The 19,336-nt window shown below is 45.4% G+C and carries 17 protein-coding genes; 10 read left to right on the forward strand and 7 right to left on the reverse strand.

From position 1 onward, the window contains the following. Positions 1-20 precede the first annotated feature (20 nt). The 4 genes from BC8716_RS06875 to BC8716_RS06890 are packed head-to-tail and all read left to right on the forward strand — an operon-like array spanning position 21 to position 3,874. Complete coding sequence (locus BC8716_RS06875; RefSeq protein ID WP_094424444.1) at positions 21-977, forward strand: ABC transporter permease; 957 nt, start codon at positions 21-23, stop codon at positions 975-977. Between the two features lie 13 nt (positions 978-990). Next, positions 991-1,920, forward strand: coding sequence for an oligopeptide ABC transporter permease (gene opp4C / locus BC8716_RS06880; protein ID WP_094424445.1), 930 nt, complete (start codon positions 991-993; stop codon positions 1,918-1,920). A 5-nt stretch (positions 1,921-1,925) separates the two neighbouring features. Continuing rightward, entirely contained in the window at positions 1,926-2,906 is a 981-nt protein-coding gene (locus tag BC8716_RS06885) for an ABC transporter ATP-binding protein (RefSeq protein ID WP_094424446.1), read from the forward strand. After that, the gene (locus BC8716_RS06890; RefSeq protein ID WP_094424447.1) at positions 2,903-3,874 is read left to right on the forward strand and encodes an ABC transporter ATP-binding protein; all 972 of its coding nucleotides are present in this window, start codon (positions 2,903-2,905) and stop codon (positions 3,872-3,874) included. The genes BC8716_RS06885 and BC8716_RS06890 overlap by 4 nt, the downstream gene beginning before the upstream one ends. Before the next feature lie 53 nt (positions 3,875-3,927). On the opposite strand, the gene BC8716_RS06895 is transcribed toward BC8716_RS06890, so the two are convergent. Together BC8716_RS06895 and BC8716_RS06900 are read right to left on the reverse strand one after the other, a co-directional pair. After that, entirely contained in the window at positions 3,928-5,739 is a 1,812-nt protein-coding gene (locus tag BC8716_RS06895) for a hypothetical protein (RefSeq protein ID WP_094424448.1), read from the reverse strand. Continuing rightward, positions 5,736-7,796 (reverse strand): efflux RND transporter permease subunit, encoded by a 2,061-nt coding sequence (locus BC8716_RS06900; protein ID WP_094424449.1) that lies wholly within the window; start codon positions 7,794-7,796, stop codon positions 5,736-5,738. The genes BC8716_RS06895 and BC8716_RS06900 overlap by 4 nt, the downstream gene beginning before the upstream one ends. Before the next feature lie 152 nt (positions 7,797-7,948). On the opposite strand from BC8716_RS06900, the gene BC8716_RS06905 reads away from it, so the two are divergent. From BC8716_RS06905 to BC8716_RS06920, 4 genes are all read left to right on the forward strand, one after another. Continuing rightward, positions 7,949-8,530, forward strand: coding sequence for a TetR/AcrR family transcriptional regulator (locus BC8716_RS06905; protein WP_094424450.1), 582 nt, complete (start codon positions 7,949-7,951; stop codon positions 8,528-8,530). A gap of 157 nt (positions 8,531-8,687) precedes the next feature. Further along, on the forward strand, positions 8,688-10,481 hold the full coding sequence (locus BC8716_RS06910; RefSeq protein WP_094424451.1) for a sensor histidine kinase: 1,794 nt from the start codon (positions 8,688-8,690) through the stop codon (positions 10,479-10,481). Beyond that, positions 10,441-11,181 (forward strand): LytR/AlgR family response regulator transcription factor, encoded by a 741-nt coding sequence (locus BC8716_RS06915; RefSeq protein WP_094424452.1) that lies wholly within the window; start codon positions 10,441-10,443, stop codon positions 11,179-11,181. The genes BC8716_RS06910 and BC8716_RS06915 overlap by 41 nt, the downstream gene beginning before the upstream one ends. 146 nt (positions 11,182-11,327) lie before the next feature. After that, positions 11,328-12,785: a carbon starvation CstA family protein gene (locus BC8716_RS06920; protein ID WP_094424453.1), complete on the forward strand. Its 1,458-nt coding sequence runs from the start codon at positions 11,328-11,330 to the stop codon at positions 12,783-12,785. A gap of 208 nt (positions 12,786-12,993) precedes the next feature. Here BC8716_RS06920 and BC8716_RS06925 read toward each other — a convergent pair whose 3' ends face one another. Then, positions 12,994-13,455, reverse strand: coding sequence for a hypothetical protein (locus BC8716_RS06925; protein WP_094424454.1), 462 nt, complete (start codon positions 13,453-13,455; stop codon positions 12,994-12,996). Between the two features lie 245 nt (positions 13,456-13,700). On the opposite strand from BC8716_RS06925, the gene BC8716_RS06930 reads away from it, so the two are divergent. Next, positions 13,701-14,324, forward strand: coding sequence for a CGNR zinc finger domain-containing protein (locus BC8716_RS06930; protein WP_094424455.1), 624 nt, complete (start codon positions 13,701-13,703; stop codon positions 14,322-14,324). Between the two features lie 83 nt (positions 14,325-14,407). Further along, a complete protein-coding gene (locus BC8716_RS06935) occupies positions 14,408-14,836 on the forward strand; it encodes a DUF1801 domain-containing protein (RefSeq protein WP_094424456.1) in 429 nt (142 codons plus the stop codon). Positions 14,837-14,941: 105 nt separating this feature from the next. Here BC8716_RS06935 and BC8716_RS06940 read toward each other — a convergent pair whose 3' ends face one another. From BC8716_RS06940 to BC8716_RS06955, 4 genes are all read right to left on the reverse strand, one after another. Next, positions 14,942-15,970 (reverse strand): DUF4179 domain-containing protein, encoded by a 1,029-nt coding sequence (locus BC8716_RS06940; protein WP_094424457.1) that lies wholly within the window; start codon positions 15,968-15,970, stop codon positions 14,942-14,944. Next, the gene (locus tag BC8716_RS06945; protein WP_094424458.1) at positions 15,954-16,493 is read right to left on the reverse strand and encodes a sigma-70 family RNA polymerase sigma factor; all 540 of its coding nucleotides are present in this window, start codon (positions 16,491-16,493) and stop codon (positions 15,954-15,956) included. The genes BC8716_RS06940 and BC8716_RS06945 overlap by 17 nt, the downstream gene beginning before the upstream one ends. A 164-nt stretch (positions 16,494-16,657) precedes the next feature. Then, a complete protein-coding gene (locus BC8716_RS06950) occupies positions 16,658-17,158 on the reverse strand; it encodes a GNAT family N-acetyltransferase (protein ID WP_094424459.1) in 501 nt (166 codons plus the stop codon). A 129-nt stretch (positions 17,159-17,287) separates the two neighbouring features. After that, positions 17,288-19,297, reverse strand: a complete 2,010-nt coding sequence (locus tag BC8716_RS06955) for a methyl-accepting chemotaxis protein (protein WP_094424460.1) — start codon at positions 19,295-19,297, stop codon at positions 17,288-17,290. Positions 19,298-19,336: the final 39 nt, after the last annotated feature.

A 19,336-nucleotide genomic window follows, 5' to 3' on the forward strand; every position in this document is an offset into this window, starting at 1 on the left:
TCTGACAAGGAGGGGTGGCATTGGGGAATTATTTTATCAAACGGCTATTGTACTTAATCCCAACGTTAATTGGGGCATCGATCTTGATCTTCTTTTTGTACTCCATGATCCCTGGCAATTTCATTGACTCCGATCCGAATTTGACTGCTGAACGAAAAGCAGAGTTATACGCGCTGTATGGGTTTGACCAACCGACGATCATTCGCTATTTTGTGTGGATTGGAAACCTGTTGAAAGGGGATCTAGGTTATTCGCTTCAATTCCAGCGTCCTGTCAGTGAGGTGCTTGGCAATTACATATGGAGCTCGTTTATTGTCGCCGGGGCGTCGCTCATTCTTACATGGGGGATCGCTCTAATTGTTGGCGTCGTTTCCGCGACCAAGCAGTACTCTTTCTATGACGCGGCTGTTACTGTTCTTGTTTTTGCGGCGATGGCCACGCCGTCCTTTTTTCTCGGCTTGATTGTGATTAAAATTTTCGCAGTGGATTTCGGCTGGTTTCCTGCCGGTGGAATGACAACGTCCGGCGTTGAGTACAGTGGATTTGCTTATATGAAAGACGTATTAGAACATATGATACTGCCGGTTCTTGTGCTCACGATGCTTGGGATTGGCGGGTTAACGCGGTACTTTCGCACCAATATGCTAGAGGTGATTAAACAGGATTTCATTCGTACAGCCCGTGCGAAAGGATTAAAAGAAAAAGTCGTTGTTTACAAACATGCATTAAGAAATGCACTGCTTCCTGCAATCACATTGTTTGCGTTTGAGTTGCCTGCGCTTTTTAGCGGCGCCATTATTATAGAACAAATTTTTAACTGGCCAGGGATAGGGGCGATTTACATGCAAGCTTTTTCCGTTAGGGATTATCCGCTCTTAATGGGATTCACGATGTTCATCGCTGTCCTGACGGTGATTAGCAATTTAGTCGCCGATTTGCTTTATGGCGTCGCCGATCCCCGCGTCCGTGTTAAGTAGGAAGGAGGACAGCATGGAACAGCAACCAAATATTCGCTCAACGACTCATTTTCTTAAAGGCAGCAGCAAGAGGTCGTCGCTCTGGAAAGAAGTGGGCAGGCGTTTTATCAAAAAGAGAATGGCGTTGTTTGGCTTAATTGTCCTCATCATTGTTTTTTTATTTAGCTTTGTCGGCCCGTTTTTTTCTCCTTATACCACGGTTGGCACGAATACGCAGGCGATTCATCAAGCTCCTAGTTTTTCTCATTGGTTAGGAACGGATCATTTAGGCCGCGATGTGCTGACTCGTTTGATGTTGGCTGGGCGCATTTCGCTGACAGTCGGACTTGGCGCCATGGCATTGGCAGTGACGATTGGCGGCATTCTCGGGATTTTGGCTGGTTATTACAGGGGGATTGTCGATCAAGTCATTATGAGACTAGCCGATGTATTAATGACATTGCCTGGCTTGCCGTTGTTGTTTATTATGGCGGCTGTTATGTCTGAGTGGCGGGTGCCAGCGGAACAACGGCTCTATATCGTCATGGTCATGTTAAGCCTCGTAAATTGGCCAGGCTTGGCACGCCTCGTGCGAAGCCAAGTACTTAGCTTAAGGGAACGGGAATTTATGCAAGCGACAGAGGCGCTAGGTTTAAGAGACAGAAGAAAAGTGTTTAACCACTTGCTGCCGAATGTCGTCCCTTTATTAATCGTAACGGCGACGTTAAGCGTAGGCGGAGCGATCTTAAGTGAATCTGTGCTTAGTTTCTTCGGTTTAGGTGTTGTTCCACCTACGGCTTCATGGGGGAACATGATTAACACAGCGAATACGCTAATCGATTTTACAAACAGGCCTTGGCTTTGGGTTCCTCCTGGGTTAGCTATTTTCATCACAGTCATAGCTGTAAACCTCCTAGGCGACGGGCTTCGTGATGCGATTGATCCTAATATGAAAAGCAGGTGAGCGATATGGGTAAGCCAATACTGCAAGTAAACAATTTGCGCACGTATTTTCAAACAGATGAAGGTTCAGTAAAAGCCGTTGATGATATAAGTTTTTCAGTAAAGCAAGGTGAAACGGTTTGCCTTGTAGGTGAATCAGGCTGTGGGAAGAGTGTGACAGCGATGTCGATTATGGGATTGCTCCAAGGGCAAGCTTCTGTAACAGGAAGGATGGAGTTAGCTGGAAATGAATTAACAAAGCTGTCTAAGGGCGAGATGAGGCGGTTGCGTGGCAACGAACTGGCCATGATTTTCCAAGAACCGATGACTTCGTTAAATCCTGTCTTGACGATTGGTGAACAAATGACAGAAGTCTTGTTAGAACATAAACCGATCTCAAAGAAACAAGCGAGGACGAAAGCGCTTGAACTCATCAAGCGAGTCGGGATTGGGCGAGAAGAACAAGTGTTGAAATCGTATCCACATCAAATGAGCGGCGGCATGCTGCAACGAATCATGATTGCGATTGCCCTCGCTTGTGAGCCAAAAATGCTGATTGCCGATGAACCAACGACGGCACTCGATGTTACGATCCAAGCGCAAATTCTTGAATTGTTAAAACAACTGAAAGACAGTCAAGGGATGTCGATGTTGTTAATTACTCACGATTTAGGGGTTGTCGCGGAAGTTGCTGACTATGTCGTTGTGATGTATGCAGGTAAAATCATCGAACAAGGATCGGTGCACGAGATTTTCTTTAACCCGAAGCACCCTTATACGAAAGGGTTGCTCCAAGCGAAGCCTGTCATCGGGCAAAGGAAAAAGAAACTTTATACCATCCCAGGGCAAGTTCCGCCTTTAATTGATTTGAAACCGTCTTGCTACTTTGCTGATCGTTGCGGACATTGCATGGACATATGCCTCGAGCAAGCACCCTCCCTCATTAATGATGGCGATGAGGAAGACCATCGGGTAGCTTGCTGGTTATACGAGAAGGTGGCGCAATGACAAACAAACCAGTCGTCATGGAAGTGAATCGATTAAAGAAGTACTATGAGACAAAAGCTTCTTTTTTAAATCGCCAATCAGAGCTTGTAAAGGCTGTCGATGATGTTAGTTTCGCCATCCATGAAGGGGAAACGTTTGGTTTAGTCGGTGAATCAGGGAGCGGCAAGAGCACGATTGGGAAATCGATTCTTAATTTGCAGCCGTTATCAGCAGGGGAAGTCGTTTATAGAGGAAAAAATCTCCACCGTTTAAGCAAACAAGAAATGAGAAAGGTAAGGCCCCGTATTCAGTTTGTGTTTCAAGATCCATTCAGTTCGTTAAATCCCCGCTTACGAATTGGCGATGCTTTAGCAGAACCGTTATTGGATCACGGCCTCGCGACGAAAAAAACAGTCAGGCAAAAAGTATTGGAAACGATGGAGCTTTGTGGGCTGCCGTCTTACCATGTGAATAAATTCCCACATGAATTTAGTGGCGGGCAACGCCAGCGGATTGGCATCGCCCGTGCAGTCATTATGGAGCCTGATTTTATTGTAGCCGATGAACCGGTTTCAGCATTAGACGTATCGATTCAAGCACAAATCATTAATTTGTTTAAAGAGCTTCAAGAAAAGAAAAAGTTGGCCTTTCTATTCATCTCCCATGATTTAAGCGTTGTGGAACATTTATGTGCGCGTATTGGCGTGCTCTACTTAGGATCAATGATGGAGCTGGCCGACAGAGACCGGTTATACGAGAACCCATTGCATCCATACACAAAAGCATTGTTATCAGCTTTGCCTGTCCCTGACCCTACACACAAAAAAGAGAGAATTCTTTTAAAAGGCGACATCCCAAATCCAGCATCACCGCCAACTGGTTGCAAGTTCCATACGAGGTGTCCTGTTGCAAAAGAACGTTGTAAGAAGGAAGTGCCCGCTTTTAGGGAAGCAGAGCAAGGGCATTTCGTTGCCTGTCATTTCGCTTAAAAGGGAGAAAAACACCCTGCCGCTCTATAGCGCTGGCAGGGTGTTCATGTTGGTTAGTCCCCTAAGCCAAACAGCTGCAAAAAGCGTTGCCATAAGCTCACGTTTTCTTCGGTGTTGTCTTCTTCCGTTTGCGTTTCCTCAGGCAATGTTAGGCGCTCTGTTTGAAAGACGAATTGGACGTTTTCAATGACGTCGTTGTTTTCTGGCGAGACGAAGGAAACCGGTTCGAAATCGGATTTGTCATACTGGGAAAGCATGTCGTCGATTTCGGCTTGCATTTGTTCTGGCACGTCTGCTGTTGCTTCCGCCAGCTCTTCGGCGCCATGATCGATTTCTTCCATGCCAGATGACAACTCAGTCGACCCTTCTGCCGTTTCGCCAATCCCCTCGTGAATGTGGGCATACGAGTCCTTTAATTGGGAAACGCCGCCGGTATAGTCGACCAACCCTTCGTGAAACTGGCTATATTGGCTGGCTACTTCGTCGATGCCTGCACTTAATTGGGCAAAGCCTTCGCCGATGCCAATCGTCCCCAACGCTTCCTGGAGCGAGCCGGCGAGTTCATCGATTCCAGCAGCGATGTCCTCTAAGCCCGCTTTGCTTTCTTCTAAAACAGGCTGGACGGCGTCAAGGCCTTCTTTTACAGCTGCATAGGTGCCTTTTATTTCCTGCCCCGCTTGATAGTAAGCAACTAATTGGGCGAGTGTGTCTGAGTTAGGGTTGCTTTCGTACAGCGTTTGGATGTCTTCCTCTGTTAAATCGCTCTCAGGGATGGATTCCACCGCTGCTTTTAACGCCCCATAGGCTTCGCCGTAATGGGTGCTTAGTTCTTCTAAACTGGCCGCAGCTTCGCTCATGCCCGCTGACAGTTCGTCAAAGGCGGCGAATAACGAGTCATCTAACGCAAAATCTGCTTCTGGCGCGCTTGCTTCGCTTAAGGAGCTGCTCAGTTCATTTAAACCAGCTTCAATCTCGCTCGAAGCTTGGACAAGCTCGTCGCCAGAAGGGGCTAGTTCTTCGCTGCCCGCTTGGTAATCGCTTGAACCGTCCTCCAATTGGCTGAGGCCATCTGCAAGTTCATCCATCCCTTTCTTGATTTCGCCCATCCCCGTTGCCAGCTCGCTAATCGCGCCAGTCAACGTGCCCATTTCCTCTTCCAGTTCCCCTGTGTCAGGGGCTTCGACTGCCATGGAAGCGGGCAATGCCGATATTTCGATGCCATTAAACTCAAATTGCTCCACATCAGCAGAGAGGCGGAAGGAGGCGCTTTCTTCAGGCATGATTGTAAAAGCCGCTTGTTTGTCTTTGCCTACATTGGCAATGGTGGCGTCTGGCGCTTCTATGTTGTGAAACACATCGCTTTGCAGGGGCACGGACAGTTGCAGCAAATAATTTTCAAAAAAGGTCGTGTCGGCTTTTTCGTTCTGTTTGACCTCAATGGCGATTTCAACCAATCCGCTTTCGCCGATCAACTCTTGCCCGTTAATGGATTGGCCGTCCAATGAGTAAGAAATGTCAAATGTCCAAGGCAGCTCCGTTTCGGCTGGCAAATTGCCTTGGTAATAAAACATGCCTGCAGGAGCAGTTACTTGCCAGCCATCCTCGAATTGCTCAATTGGAGACAAGTCCGTTAAGTTAATGACTTGTTCGTAAGCGCCATAATCGCTGATGTCTCCTTCCGTAGCGACATTAAAGCCATTTACTACATAAATGTCTTTTAAGGAGCCGTTAGCAAGCAAGTTGGCGTAAACGACTTCGTCTTTGGCAGCCACTTCCCCGTGTCCGTTTGCCTCTGCTTGAAAAGAAATCGAAGGGATGCAGAGTACAGCGATCGTACATGCAGTTGCCGTTTTTCTTAACGTCATAATGAGTCCTCCTCCTTGTAAAAGTTGGCCCGATGCGTTGTTTTCTCGATCAAGCGGTCGGCGATCAAAAGGAAAGCCGGAAGGAATAAAATGACCAATAGGAAGGCGAGGGCAGCCCCCCTGCCGAGCAATAACCCAATCGATGAGACTGTTGGGTTGCTTGACGTAAACCATAAAATGAACCCAACACTTGATAAAATCGCTGCAGAAACAGCAATTGGAAACAATTTTTCATCAAGCGCCCGCTTCATTGCCGCAAAGGACGGCATCGTCTGGCGGTGATGTTTATACGTTTCCATCAGCAAAATCGCATAATCGATTGTTGCCGCCAGCTGGACGGTACTGACGATTAAATAGCCGACAAACACGAGTGGCTCGTTTGTAAAATAAGGCACAGACAGGTTGAGCCAGACAGCCGCCTGAATGGTAAGCAACAATATTATCGGTATCGAAATCGACCGGAACATAAACATAAGAACAACGGCAATCGTAATGATCGTCACGACGTTAACGAGCTGGTTGTCTTTGCTGATTGTTTGTTTCATATCGTACAGCGTCGCGCTTTCCCCTAATGTATAAAACGCATCGCCGTAATAGTTTTGCGCAATTTCACGTATCTGTTCCACGAGCGCAAATGGGATATCCCCCTCAACGCCGGCAGATGTATAGACGGTAATGCGGCTGTAGTTTTCCGAATGGAAATCGCTCGTCAATTCATCATCGAGAAAATCAGAAGGGATCGCTGCCCCGACCATGTTGGCATAGGCAAGCACTGACTCGACATAGGGAATCTGTTCCAACTCTTGGACAAGCTTTTCTTCTTTGGCGATGTCGTCGTTAGGGACGAGCAAGACAATCGGCGTTGATTGCCCGAACGTTTCTTCGACTCGTTTCGCATCGGCGCCAGCGCGTGTCTGTTCAGGCAAGTCCCCAAGCCCATAAAGAAACGTGGTGCTGCTTTGCGCCAAAAAACTTGGAACGAGCAGCAACAGAACAAGGACGAGAGCGGGGATCCGCAGCTTAAGCAGCTTGGCTCCGCTGCCTTTGAAGCTAGGCACGAAGCTTCGATGTGTCGTTTTTTCGATCCATTTGTAACAAGTCAGCGTCAACGCAGGCAAAAACACGACGACTGATATAAAGCTGAACACAATTCCTTTTACGAGGTTAAACCCTAAATCGACGCCAATCCCAAAGTCCATTAGCATTAGCGACATGAATCCAAAAAACGTCGTTAATGCACTGACAAAGATAACCGGAAACGATTTTCGCATCGCTTTTGCCATCGCTTCTTTCGGCGATGGCTGTTGGTCAAGCTCGTCTGAAAAGGTATGTAAAAGGAAGATCGCATAATCCAGTGAAACAGCAAGCTGCAAAATCGGCGCAACCGCTTGCGTCACAAACGAAACTTCCCCTAAAAAAATGTTCGTTCCTAAATTGATGAGGACGGAAACGCCGATCGCTGTTAGGAAAAATAATGGCTCGACCCATGATTTGGTCGATAGGACCAAAATAATGATAATAATCGGAACGAGCAACGCTGCAGCATAGAGCGTCTCAGAGCCAGTCATTTTTTGGGAAGTAGCCGTGTTGACCGCTTCCCCAGTAACGGCGTTTTCCTCGCCGATTAATGAGTAAATGTCATCTGTCGCCGCTACTTCGGCGCCACTGTCAATCGTTACCGAAAAAAGGGCGTCATGGTCTTTGTAATACGTTTCAATTAAGCCAGAGTCAGCCATTTCGAGAGGAATCCGAATATCAAACACATCATCGAGCCACGATACGTCGCTCACGCCATCAATGCTTGCTAGTTGCTCTTTATAACGAATCGCTTCTTGAATGGAGACATCATGAATGAGCACGTTTGCATTCGGCATTGCTGAGCGAAACTCTTCTTCCATTAACGCCAGGCCTTCAGTGGAAGGAGCATCATCTGGCAAGTAATCGACCATATTGTAGTTGGTCGACACAAAAAATTGGGCTACCGCTGCGAAAAGGGCAGTGATGGCAAATAAAAGGATAATGCCTTTTTTATGCTTTATGATGGTATCGACGAACAAGCGCGTATCACCTCTTTGTTGACAATCGTTTCAATGCATTTCATATTATAACGACACAGTGTTGGGCAAACAACAAACAGTCGGTTATAATCTGTTGTGAATCCAACATATTTCCCTTGTTTGTTGGCTAACGTAAAAAAGGTGGGAAGAAGATGTCTGAGAAGATTGATCGAAGAAAGAAATATACAAAAATGGTTTTAAAAGAAAGCTTGGTTGATTTGCTGAAAGAAAAACCAATTTCCTCTGTGACAGTCAAAGAGCTATGCGAGCTTGCTGATATTAACCGATCGACATTTTACAGCCACTATGCCGACCCTTATGACTTGCTTACGACGATCAGTGAAGAAGTGATGCTCGATATGGACCATCATTTGAACGAGTATCATTGTGGCAAAGAAGAAGAAGCTTTGCATATGACAGAAAAGATTATGGAGTATATCGCCGACCGAAGCGATATATGCCAAGTGCTGTTAAGTGGGCACGGCGATGCCACATTTAAAAAGCGAATTATGGAGCTCGCAAAAAAACACATATTAGAAAAGTGGATCGACCAGTACAAATTGCGAGGAAAGCTCTCTCCTTATATCCCGTTAATGATTGTGAGCGGGGCGATTGACGCGATTGAAAGCTGGTTAGTCGGTGGCAAAAAAGAAAGCCCAGCAGAAATGGCCGTATTGGTCTACCAATTTACAAATTATGGCTTAGTAGGGCTTCGGAAAGCGAGCCAAACGTAGCACCGCTTGCTTGTCGGCGGGGCGAAGCCTGCCAGCTGTGTACGCACGATTTCGTGTGCTAGATGCAGCTCGATTGGAACAGGCTCTGCCCCTGTTTTGCGCTTCGTTTTTGGCTACGTTAAGATAGGAAAAGCTCATGTTGAAATGAGGGAACGTTATGTTTGAACTATTGCTTTTAATGCTAGAGCGCCTTGGCCTCATTGTCATGCTTGCATTTATTGCGACGAGGATGCGCTTTTTCCGTGTCATGGTTAAATCGACTCGGTTAACGCGTAAGCAGACATGGACGGCGATTTTGTTTTTTGGCGCATTCGGCATTATTGGCACTTACTCTGGCGTCACTTTTCAAGCAGAATCCCTTGTGCTGCAGCGGATCACATTTGGCATTCAAGAAGATGCCGCGATTGCGAACTTCAGGGTGATTGGCGTTGTGTTAGCCGGACTGTTTGGCGGCTATAAAGTCGGTCTTAGCGCCGGGTTAATTGCAGGCGTCCATCGGATGTTGCTTGGCGGCTTCACGGCCTTCTCATGTGGGATCGCTACGATTATCGCCGGCTTATTTGCTGCTTTTTACCGATCGAAAAATCCGAATGCGGTTAACCGGCCGCTGTCTATCTTTCTTCTCGGTGCATTGGCGGAAACCGTGCAAATGGGTTTAATTGCTTTGCTTGCAAATCCGACGGCTGCTGCGATTTCCCTTGTGCAAACGATCGGGTTGCCAATGATTGTGGCCAATGGGATTGGCTGTACGCTCTTTTTGCTCATTATCCAAAGCGTTACGAAAGAAGAACAAAAAGCAGGCGCTTTGCAGGCGCAAAAAAGCTTGCGCATTGCGGAACAAACACTGGCCCATTTTAAGCATGGGCTATCAAGCCAATCTGCTAAGGAAGTATGCCACATTTTATATAAAGAACTGAACGCATGTGCGATTGCAATGACAAATAAGGATATGATTCTTGCCCATATTGGCATTGCAGCTGACCACCATAAAACGAATATGAAAATTCAAACGAAGTTAACGGCTGAAGTGATCGCAAAGAAGCAAATGATTATTGCTGGCGACGATGAAATCCACTGCAAAGAGCCGAATTGCCCACTTGGCGCAGCCGTCATCGCCCCTTTAATTATCCGGGCTGAAGTGGTAGGCACACTTAAATTTTATTTTCATTCAAAAAAAGAAATTACGGAATTAGAGACGGAAATGCTTTCTGGTTTAACCAATTTGCTTAGCAGCCAGTTAGAGTTGGCTGAAGCCGACCGGGCATATCAACTTGCCAAAGAAGCAGAAATCAATGCACTGCAAGCGCAAATCAGCCCCCATTTTTTATTTAATACGTTAAATACAGTCATTTCCTTGATTCGGATCGAGCCAATGAAAGCAAGGACGATGCTCCATTCGTTAGCGCAATTTTTACGGCAAAATGTCTCGGCGACGACGACCAAGCTTCATTCTCTTGCAGAAGAGCTCAACCATATAAAGGCTTATCTATCCATTGAAGAAGTCCGCTTTGAAGGCCGGCTAACTGTCCAGTACAAGATCGATCATCGGTTTTTGCATGTATCGATTCCGCCGCTAACGTTGCAGCCGCTCGTTGAGAACGCGATGAAGCATGGTTTTAAAAATAAACGCTCTGATTGTGTGCTGATCATTACTGTGCAAGAGCAAGGGGAAGATGTCGTTCTTTCCGTTCAAGATAACGGGGCAGGGTTTGATCCTGACAAACTGAAAAAACGAGGAAATGAACTTCTTGTCACAGACAGCGGTACAGGCATTGGCCTCTACAACAGCAATAAACGATTGCAAATGATGTATGGACCTGAAGCATCATTGGCATTCTCAGCCCAGCCTGGTCGCGGAACACTCGTCCGTTTCCAAATTCCAAAATTGGCTAGAAAGGACAGGGAGCACCATGAACACGAAGAACAAACCGATTCGGACGCTGGTCGCTGACGATGAAAAGTATAGCCGTGAGGAGTTGCTGTATTTGCTTGGTTTTTTTCCACAAATTGAAGTGGTAGGCGAAGCGGCGTCTGGGCATGAAACGGCAGCAAAAATGATGGAATTGCAACCAGACCTGTTGTTTTTAGATATTGAAATGCCGGAAATGGATGGTACGGAAATAGCAGCAATCGCCAAACAAATGAAGCAGCCGCCATTTATTGTATTTGCCACAGCCTACCCGCAGTTTGCCGTAGAAGCCTTTCAGCTACAGGCAAAAGGCTATTTAATCAAGCCCATTGATGAAACACGGCTTGCCGAAACAATTGCCCAAGTGGAAGATATGCTGGCGCTCACAGCAGAACGGGAACGAACAAAGCCACCTGCAAAACTAGCCGTCGAAGGGGACGATGCAATTCACTTTTTGGAACCAGAGTCGATCGCATACGCATATCGCGATGAGAAAAGCACCAAAGTTATCACAGCTACAGGCGCCTACGAAACACGGCTGACGTTAAAAGAACTGGAAACGCGGTTGGCTCCCTATTCGTTTTTTCGAGTCCACAAAAGCTATTTAGTAAACACAGCCTGTATTACGGAAATGAACGCCTGGTTTAATGGGGCTTACCAATTAAAGCTAAAAGGCATTGACGACCATATTCCAGTAAGCCGCAACTACGTGAAACCCCTTCGTTCGCAAATCGAACTTTAGGGCCAAGCTGCATCTTGGCTCTATTTTTTTGCATGTTAGGCCCTCTTTTCGACGCCTTGTGCCAGATTTTACGCAAACACGCGCATTTTTAGTACACTCAGCTTGTGAAACCGCATTCATGGGAGTCCGAAAAGGAGGACGATTGCATGTATACATTTTTGGGAGCGCTTGCACTATTAATAATCGGTTATTTCACATACGGAAAATTTGTCGAAAAAGTGTTCCAGCCAAAGGCGGAAAGGACGACTCCTGCCTATACAAAACACGATGGCGTCGACTATTTGCCGATGGGCAAAAAGAAAAACGCATTGATTCAGTTGATTAGCATTGCTGGGGTAGGGCCGATTTTTGGGCCGATTATGGGTGCGCTTTACGGGCCTGTTGCCTTCATTTGGATCGTACTCGGCTGTATTTTTGCAGGCGCAGTCCATGACTATTTGACAGGAATGATTTCCATTCGAAATGGCGGCGCCCACTTGCCTGAGCTAGCGGGAAAGTTTCTAGGGAAAGCGATGAAACACGTTGTCAACGCATTCTCGATCTTGCTTTTGCTGCTCGTCGGTACCGTCTTTGTCGCCTCGCCAGCTGAATTGCTTTATGATTTGGTCAATGGTTCTGTGCCAGTTGTTGTCTTTGTTGTCCTCATCTTTTTCTATTTTCTGTTGGCGACGATCCTGCCGATCAATAAAATCATTGGCAGCATTTATCCTTATATCGGTGCCTTGCTGCTGTTTAGCACGGTAGGAATTGGCTTGGCCCTTGTATGGAACCAAGCGCCGATTCCAGAATTGTCGCTTACCAATACCCATCCTGGAGGAGCGGCGATTTTTCCACTGCTATTTTTGACCATTTCTTGTGGGGCATTATCTGGTTTCCACGCCACGCAATCGCCAATCATCTCGCGGACGACACAAAATGAAAGCCAAGGGCGCAACATTTTTTATGGCATGATGATTGCAGAAGGCATGATTGCGATGATTTGGGCAGCGGCGGCAATGAGTTTATTTGATGGCCCTGTCACGCTTAATGAATTAATCTCCACTATCGGCACAGGCGGCATCGTGTCTGAAATTTCAACAATGATGCTAGGCCCAATTGTTGGCACACTAGCGATTCTCGGCGTCATCATTTTGCCGATTACATCTGGCGACACCGCTTTCCGTAGTGCACGAATGATTATTGCAGATTATATCAACGTGCCACAAAAGAAAGTGATGAACCGCATTTGGATTGCCGCGCCATTGTTCATTACGTCCATCATCTTAACGACAGTAGATTTCACAATGCTGTGGCAGTACTTTAACTGGGCGAACCAATCGACCGCCGTCATCGCCCTTTGGATTGGCGCCATGTTCTTATACATTGCCCGCCGAAATTACTGGATTGCAATTTTTCCAGCCTGGTTTATGAGTGTGACGGCAGCGACTTATATCGTCAATGCGCCAATCGGCTTTAACTTGCCAATGCAAGCATCCGTTATCATCGGCGTAGGCTTTACCGTCCTTTTGACCGTGTTGTTTTTTAAAGCAGCCCGTAAACGACGGAGCGGAAACCTTCCGATTGAAGAAGATATTTCCGAATGGGAAAATAAACAAAGCGCGTAACAGGAAAGCCTGCCTAAACGGAACCTTGGCTTTCAACGGAAAAGGGCCCATGAAGCTATATAAAGAAAAGTGGAATAAAGATCGAGACAGATCTCTACTCCATTTTTCATTTTTAAAGACATGGGAGCCAACTCTTTGAAAGGAAAGCAATTTCAACTGATATTTGCGTCTATTAGTACCTACACTTTGTTAATACCAAACCTTCGTTCTACCCATTAACTACTTTTAACATTTGCCGAATTGCTCCTAGATGATAGGCGGAATGAGCGAGGGAAGCTACCAGTTCATTGGCCTTTCGTTCATTCCATTCGGCATCGTCCACCAATTGCAAAAGTGTCACGTATTCATTTTGCAAACCTGCTTGAATGTGGCTCCACTGCTGTTCATCTACTGAATGAATGGTCCAACTCTTGCCCCAATCCATTTCTGGTTGTTTTCCTTTTTTAAAGATTTCGTTGGTTCCCCATATATAATAGCGAATGTGATCTGTGTGTGCAGCCAATGTTGTTCCATAAACGGATTGGGAAGCTTGGTCGCTCGATATCCCTTCCAGTACACCGAAAATTCCCGAATTCGGTTCAGCCTCTGTGAACCAACTTCCATTTGCTTCCGGCCCTTCAAATGTTTCCTTGATTAATGTTTTAATTGAGTTCCTTACTATTTCGCTCATGTTTAGCCCTCCATAAATGTTTGTGATCCAACGAAAAACCGACTATGGTCAGGTCAAAAAGTCGATTGGCAACACCTCTTTTCGTGTTCTAACCATTTGCTTTTTCGAAGACGGGAAATATTTAAATATAACCCGCTATAATTACTTGGATGGTTATATTATCGATTGGTTGATTCTAACTGTCAATAGCTTTTATAATGGTTATGAGATTGAAAAGGGATTTATGGGAAACAAGGAGAAGTCATATGTCTGGTATAAATAAAAATGTATACGAGCATGAATTGCTTGGCGGACGTTTGTGTTTGGATTTTGCCAATACAGTAAGTTGGCACGATAGCAGTGAGAAATCGCAGGAGTTGCTGACGAGTTATGACAGATTAGTGAACTGGAGTTTGCATGCTAATATTCTTAACGAACGGCAAGCGCTTTCGTTGCTGAAAAAAGCAGAAAATCAACCTTCTAAGGCGAAAGAAGTTCTCCAACAAGCGATTGAGCTGCGAGAATCGATTTACCACATTTTTAGTCTTGTATCGAACAATGAAATGCCAGGTGCTCACGATCTTTCTATTTTGAATGAGGCTTTAGGCAATGCTTACGGAAGAATGCAAATAGTACCTAGTGGGACTACATTTTCATTGGAATTTTTAAACGGCGAAGACACATTAGATTGTATGCTTCCGCCGATTGTTAAGTCTGCTATAGACGTTCTGATTTCTGAAAAAGAACGGAGCAGGGTGAAAAAGTGTGAAGGCGATCCATGTGGTTGGCTGTTTTTAGATACAAGCCGCAATCGCAGCAGACGTTGGTGTTCCATGGCAGACTGCGGGAATCGTGCCAAAGCAAAGCGATTTTATCATAATAGAAAATGACAACTCCTACATAACTTCACAAAGGAGTTTATAAAGGCTGGGCCCGCAAGCAAACAACGTATAAACAAAAAGGGTGAAGGCAAATGAAGAAGGCTAAAACAATTGAAACCGGTGCCAGCGTCGATGAATTTATTGAGCGTGTTGAAAGCCCGTCGAAGCGGGAGGATGCATACAAGCTTCTTGCGATTTTTTCGGAAACGACAGGTTATGAAGCAAAGATGTGGGGGCCGAGCATTATTGGATTTGGTTCATACCATTATGTGTACAAGTCTGGGCATGAAGGGGATGCACCACTCGTTGGTTTTTCGCCGAGGAAGGCAAAAATCAGTTTGTATGTTGCTTGCGAGGAAACGAAAAAACAACAATTGCTTAAGAACTTTGGAAAACATACGACTGGAAAAGCGTGCGTGTATATTAATAAAGTGGCCGATATTGATATAGAAGTATTGAAGTCGCTAATTAAAGAAACAGTCCAATTTTTAAGAGCGACATATCCAGATGGCCAAAAGTAGTGAGGATTCGGTAAGTGGGCCCAATAAAGAACGTGGCAGCCCTACGCGCTGATCCATTGCGCGATAGACTGCCACATGGCCTCCAGTCTGATAGTTCCTAAAGGGCTATGGAATCTCGATTTCAAATGGTTCAAACGTAATATTGTAAGGTTCGATGGCGACTTCTTCGTGCTCTTCCATGTGTTCGCCTGTTTCTCCTATGCGGTCTGGCGTGATGAGGACTGGGGTGACAACCACTTTTTTGACCGATGGACTTAGCGGATCAAACATTTTCGTGCCTTGGACTGTCCAGACCCCATCTACAAAATCTCCACTAATATCGCCAGAATAAGAAGGGATCGTATTGCCATCTTGGTCAACAAGTTCAAACTCCAAATCGTAAATAGGCAAGGAAAGGTCTGTTAATTCTCCTGCCTGAGAAGCGGTGAAGGCTAAGCTTGTTGAAGTTTGGCTTAAAGACAACGATTCGACGTTCAGTTCGATGCCTTCGGCTTGTTGGCTAGCGTTGACGGCAATTTGATTGCTATCAAGCGAGTCTACCGTTTCTGAAAAATAATACGTATCCCCGTTTCCATTCTCTAAAATGAGACCGAGTTTAAATGAGTCAGAATCAAGCTCTTTCGCCTCAAATTCATAGATGTGTTTTCGTTCATTGGCGCTAATTTGTTGTATTTCTTCGCTTCCTGAAAATCCTGAAGAAAGCTTGCCGTTTATGGCTGGTTGTAAGGTGAAATTGTAATCTTCTTCAGTAAGCGGTTCGTCCGATTTAACGGTAAAACCTACGGAGATGCGAGTTTGGTCATACAAAAGCTCTTCTAATGTGACAGCTACTCCATTAATGGTCTCTGTTTCATCTAATCCATTTGTCAATCCTTGTTCACTTGCTTGCTTAAGTCGCTCGTCTCCTGAAACGCTAAAGACAGAGCCGATCACTGGAATCTGGGAAAGGCTATTGGCCAATGCAGGAGAAAAGTAAGCTGAGCCAAACAGAAGCGTAACTGCAGCTGCTGAAGCGCCAAGGCTGTAAGCCCATGGTTTCCAGCTTGCCTTTTTCGCTTTTTCTGCCTTTAAAATCCCTTGGCGAATAGCGTGCTCCACTTCTTGTTTGATCTGTTTATCAAATGATGGTTCCATGCAAACGTTCGCTCCTCTCAAAATAGGCTTTCATCCGTTTTCTCCCTCGAAGCAGGTAGGATTTAATTGTTGATTGTGGTTTTTTCATAATGTCGGCGACTTCTTTGATAGGGAGATCGTGGTAATAATGCAGGATAATGGCCGACTGGTATTTTTGATCGAGATCAAGAATGGCGGCTGATAACGATGAAGCATGTGCTGGCGCTTCTTGATTGCCTTCTAACTTTTTGAATAGATCCACGTCTTCAAAAGGGATCATTTTCTTTTGTTTTTGCAGCAGTTGGTAGCATTCACGAATGAGAATTTTTGTCACCCACGTCATGAAATATTGTGGATGGTTCAATTTGTGAATCGATAAGTATGCTTTGCAGCTTGCCTCTTGAATGGCGTCAAGGGCATCATTATGTTGGTTGGTGTATTTCATTGCGGTATAGTAAAGCTTTTCATAATGAGCCATTAACAAAGATTCAAAAGCGGCTACATCGCCGCGAATTGCTTTTCGTGCGAGCTCTTCGTCCGTCATAGGTTGTGCCTCCTTTCTACTACTTAGAGGGCGTTTTGTGGTCAAAAGGTTGCACTTTCAAAAAAATTTTGTTTTACAGCCAGAAATGAAGAGAGGGTCTACATTTTTAAACAAAAAAAAGCACCAAGTCCAAGGATGAGACTTTGACTTGGTGCTTTTGCCTTTTAGTGATCAACGAGTTCTTTTTCCATAATATAGTCATCCATCACATAGCCATTGCCGATGTCGGCTATTTGTGTGCGTACTTTTTGAAAGCCTTTTTTCTCGTAGACAGCGATGGAGTCTTTATTATGGCGGTTTACTGTCAGCCAAATTTTTGTTAAACTGCTCTTTTGGCAGAGCGTTTCTAAAAAGGCAAATGCTTGGCTGGCATAGCCTTTTCCGCGGTGGCTTTTTTCGATGTAACATTTGCTTAGGAAGAGTTTCCCTTCTTCTTGCTTTGTGCCGATATAGCCTATTTTTTCGCCGTTTGCGATAAGAAAGTAATACTCATATCCTTCCTTTTCGATTTGTTCGGTTATGGCTTGGACCGATTGAAATTTGTCGAGCATGTATGCAATTTGTTCATTTGAGATTATCGTTACATAATGTTGTTGCCAAATGTCTGCGCCTAAACGTGCTAACTCGCTAATATCTCTGCTTGTTTGTACTAGTTTGATGTCCACTATGATCGAACCATCCTTTGCGGAATTATGCTTGTATAGAGCTATATTACCTGATCTTTTCCCTATTTGAAATAGACTTGTTTTGCCAGAAATGGCCCAGCGACATGGTTAAATCGCTGGGCTGCTTTTTTATTGCTGCTTGTCATCGATGTCAAACTGTTGCACTAACCCTTGGAGCTCTTCGGCAAATTGGGTTAAGTTTTCTACAGAAGCAGCGATTTCTTCCATTGAGGCTAGCTGTTCTTCTGTAAAGGCTGAAATGTTTTGGACGCTGGCGGACGACGTCTCTGAGATGGAAGCGAGATCGTCAAACGTGGCGACGAATGTTTCGCTTCCTTGGCCAATGCTGTTAATTAAGCTCGCGACTTCATGGACTTCCGCGGCCACGTTATCGACGAAAATTTTAATATTGTGGAATGATTCGCCAGCAACGTTGACGACTTCAATCCCTTTTTCCACTTGTTCTTTGCTTGTTTCCATTTGTGCGACCGTTTGTTGGGCATCTTTTTGTGTTAATTGGATCATTTCACTAATCTCAACCGTAGCGGCGGCTGACTGGTCTGCCAGTTTTTTAACTTCATTGGCGACGACGGAAAAGCCGCGGCCATCTTCGCCAGCGCGGGCAGCTTCGATAGCGGCATTGAGCGCAAGCAAATTCGTTTGGTCAGCAATGCTTTTGATCGTATCGGCCACTTTGTTAATTTCGATTGAACGTTGCCCGAGCCCCTCTACTTTTTGTGATAAGTTTCCTACTGTTTCCCTAATCTGCGTCATTTGGGAAATACTTGTGTTGATCGCCTTATTGCCGTTTTCTACGAACTGGGCTGCCTCTTGAGCTGTTTGTTGAACACCGTCCGTTTTTTCGACTGCTTCGTTGATGGAACCAGCCATTTTTTTCGCAATTCCTGCACTCTCGTTTACGCTCACAGCCTGTTTATCGACTCCGGTAGCCACTTCTTGCATCGAATTGGCAATTTGTTCGGTGGCGCGGGTGTTTTCTCCAGAGATGGCCATGACTTCTTCAGCAGAAGCAGACAATTGGTGGGATTTGTCTTGAATATGGGCAATCATGGTTGCTAGGGCATTGCGCATTTTTTCAAATGACTTGCCTAATCTGCCGATTTCATCGTTTTGGTTTTTGTCGACTTTAAAGGTAGCGGCCAAGTCCCCTTCACTCATTTTCTCGGCAGCTGTCGTGAGCCTGTGGATAGGAGAGACAATCGACCGTGTCAGAACGTAAACAAGGACGGCGCCGCCTAGTAAGGACAGAAAAATGACAAATAAAGTCGTATTTAAAATTGGCGCTACTGCACGTTCAATCTCTGTTTCGTACATGGCGGAGACTATTTTCCAGCCTGTACGGTCATTTGTTGTATAGTGAAGGATTAAGTTTTCACCGTCTGTATCTGAAGGGTAATCCAATTGTCCATTTTCTGCGTCTTGCAGCTGTAAGAAAAACTCACTCGCTTCGCTTCCTAACTCTTCATGTGGGTGGGAAACATAGGCGTTATTCTGGTCAAGAATAAACACGTAGCCTTTTTCGCCGATAGAAACAGTCGATAGTAAATCAGTTATCGCGTCCAACTGCAAATTAAGGGCAGCGACGCCGTGTTCATCTGCTGTTGTTTTGGCGATTGTGACGACTGGCTCACCAGATGAATTGGAGATGTATGGATCTGTAATAACCGTTTCCCCTGTGTGTTCCATTGCGAGCTGGTACCAAGGACGTTCCCTTGGATCGTAGTCAGGAGGGTTCTGAAACGACGTCGGTTCGTTCATAAAGTTTCCTGCTATCGTCCCTACATAAGTTTGTTCCACATGGGTTTTTGTTTCTTGAAACGTGTGCAACAAAGTGCGTTGCGCTTCTGTTTCTTCTTCTAAAAATGCCTCTGCGTCGCTTGCACGGGCGACATATTCAACATTTTCCATTTGCCCTTCTATAAATAAGTCGATTGTGCGGTCAATAATTTGTAAGCTTTCCCCATTTGCTTCGCTCATGCTCGAAATGATATTGCCCTTTGCACTTTGGTAAGAGCTTATGCCGATAACAGTACTTGGAATGGCTAGCACAATGGCGAAGGCTGTAATGAGCTTTGCTTTTAAAGGCCAATGCTTAAGCGTCGTCCATTTGTTTTTCACGTTTTTGCTCCCCTCTATTGTTTTCCCTCTACGTTTAAA

Origin of the sequence: Shouchella clausii (assembly GCF_002250115.1) — a bacterium.
GTDB lineage: Bacteria > Bacillota > Bacilli > Bacillales > Bacillaceae_D > Shouchella > Shouchella clausii.

Excerpts from the sequence above, each read along its gene's own strand:
- BC8716_RS06915 (WP_094424452.1), top strand. The coding sequence starts at position 10,441 with ATGAACACGAAGAACAAACCGATTCGGACGCTGGTCGCTGACGATGAA.
- BC8716_RS06930 (WP_094424455.1), top strand. The coding sequence starts at position 13,701 with ATGTCTGGTATAAATAAAAATGTATACGAGCATGAATTGCTTGGCGGA.
- BC8716_RS06885 (WP_094424446.1), top strand. The coding sequence starts at position 1,926 with ATGGGTAAGCCAATACTGCAAGTAAACAATTTGCGCACGTATTTTCAA.
- BC8716_RS06925 (WP_094424454.1), bottom strand. The coding sequence starts at position 13,455 with ATGAGCGAAATAGTAAGGAACTCAATTAAAACATTAATCAAGGAAACA.
- BC8716_RS06895 (WP_094424448.1), bottom strand. The coding sequence starts at position 5,739 with ATGACGTTAAGAAAAACGGCAACTGCATGTACGATCGCTGTACTCTGC.
- BC8716_RS06910 (WP_094424451.1), top strand. The coding sequence starts at position 8,688 with ATGTTTGAACTATTGCTTTTAATGCTAGAGCGCCTTGGCCTCATTGTC.
- BC8716_RS06940 (WP_094424457.1), bottom strand. The coding sequence starts at position 15,970 with ATGGAACCATCATTTGATAAACAGATCAAACAAGAAGTGGAGCACGCT.
- BC8716_RS06890 (WP_094424447.1), top strand. The coding sequence starts at position 2,903 with ATGACAAACAAACCAGTCGTCATGGAAGTGAATCGATTAAAGAAGTAC.
- BC8716_RS06935 (WP_094424456.1), top strand. The coding sequence starts at position 14,408 with ATGAAGAAGGCTAAAACAATTGAAACCGGTGCCAGCGTCGATGAATTT.
- opp4C (WP_094424445.1), top strand. The coding sequence starts at position 991 with ATGGAACAGCAACCAAATATTCGCTCAACGACTCATTTTCTTAAAGGC.
- BC8716_RS06920 (WP_094424453.1), top strand. The coding sequence starts at position 11,328 with ATGTATACATTTTTGGGAGCGCTTGCACTATTAATAATCGGTTATTTC.
- BC8716_RS06905 (WP_094424450.1), top strand. The coding sequence starts at position 7,949 with ATGTCTGAGAAGATTGATCGAAGAAAGAAATATACAAAAATGGTTTTA.
- BC8716_RS06945 (WP_094424458.1), bottom strand. The coding sequence starts at position 16,493 with ATGACGGACGAAGAGCTCGCACGAAAAGCAATTCGCGGCGATGTAGCC.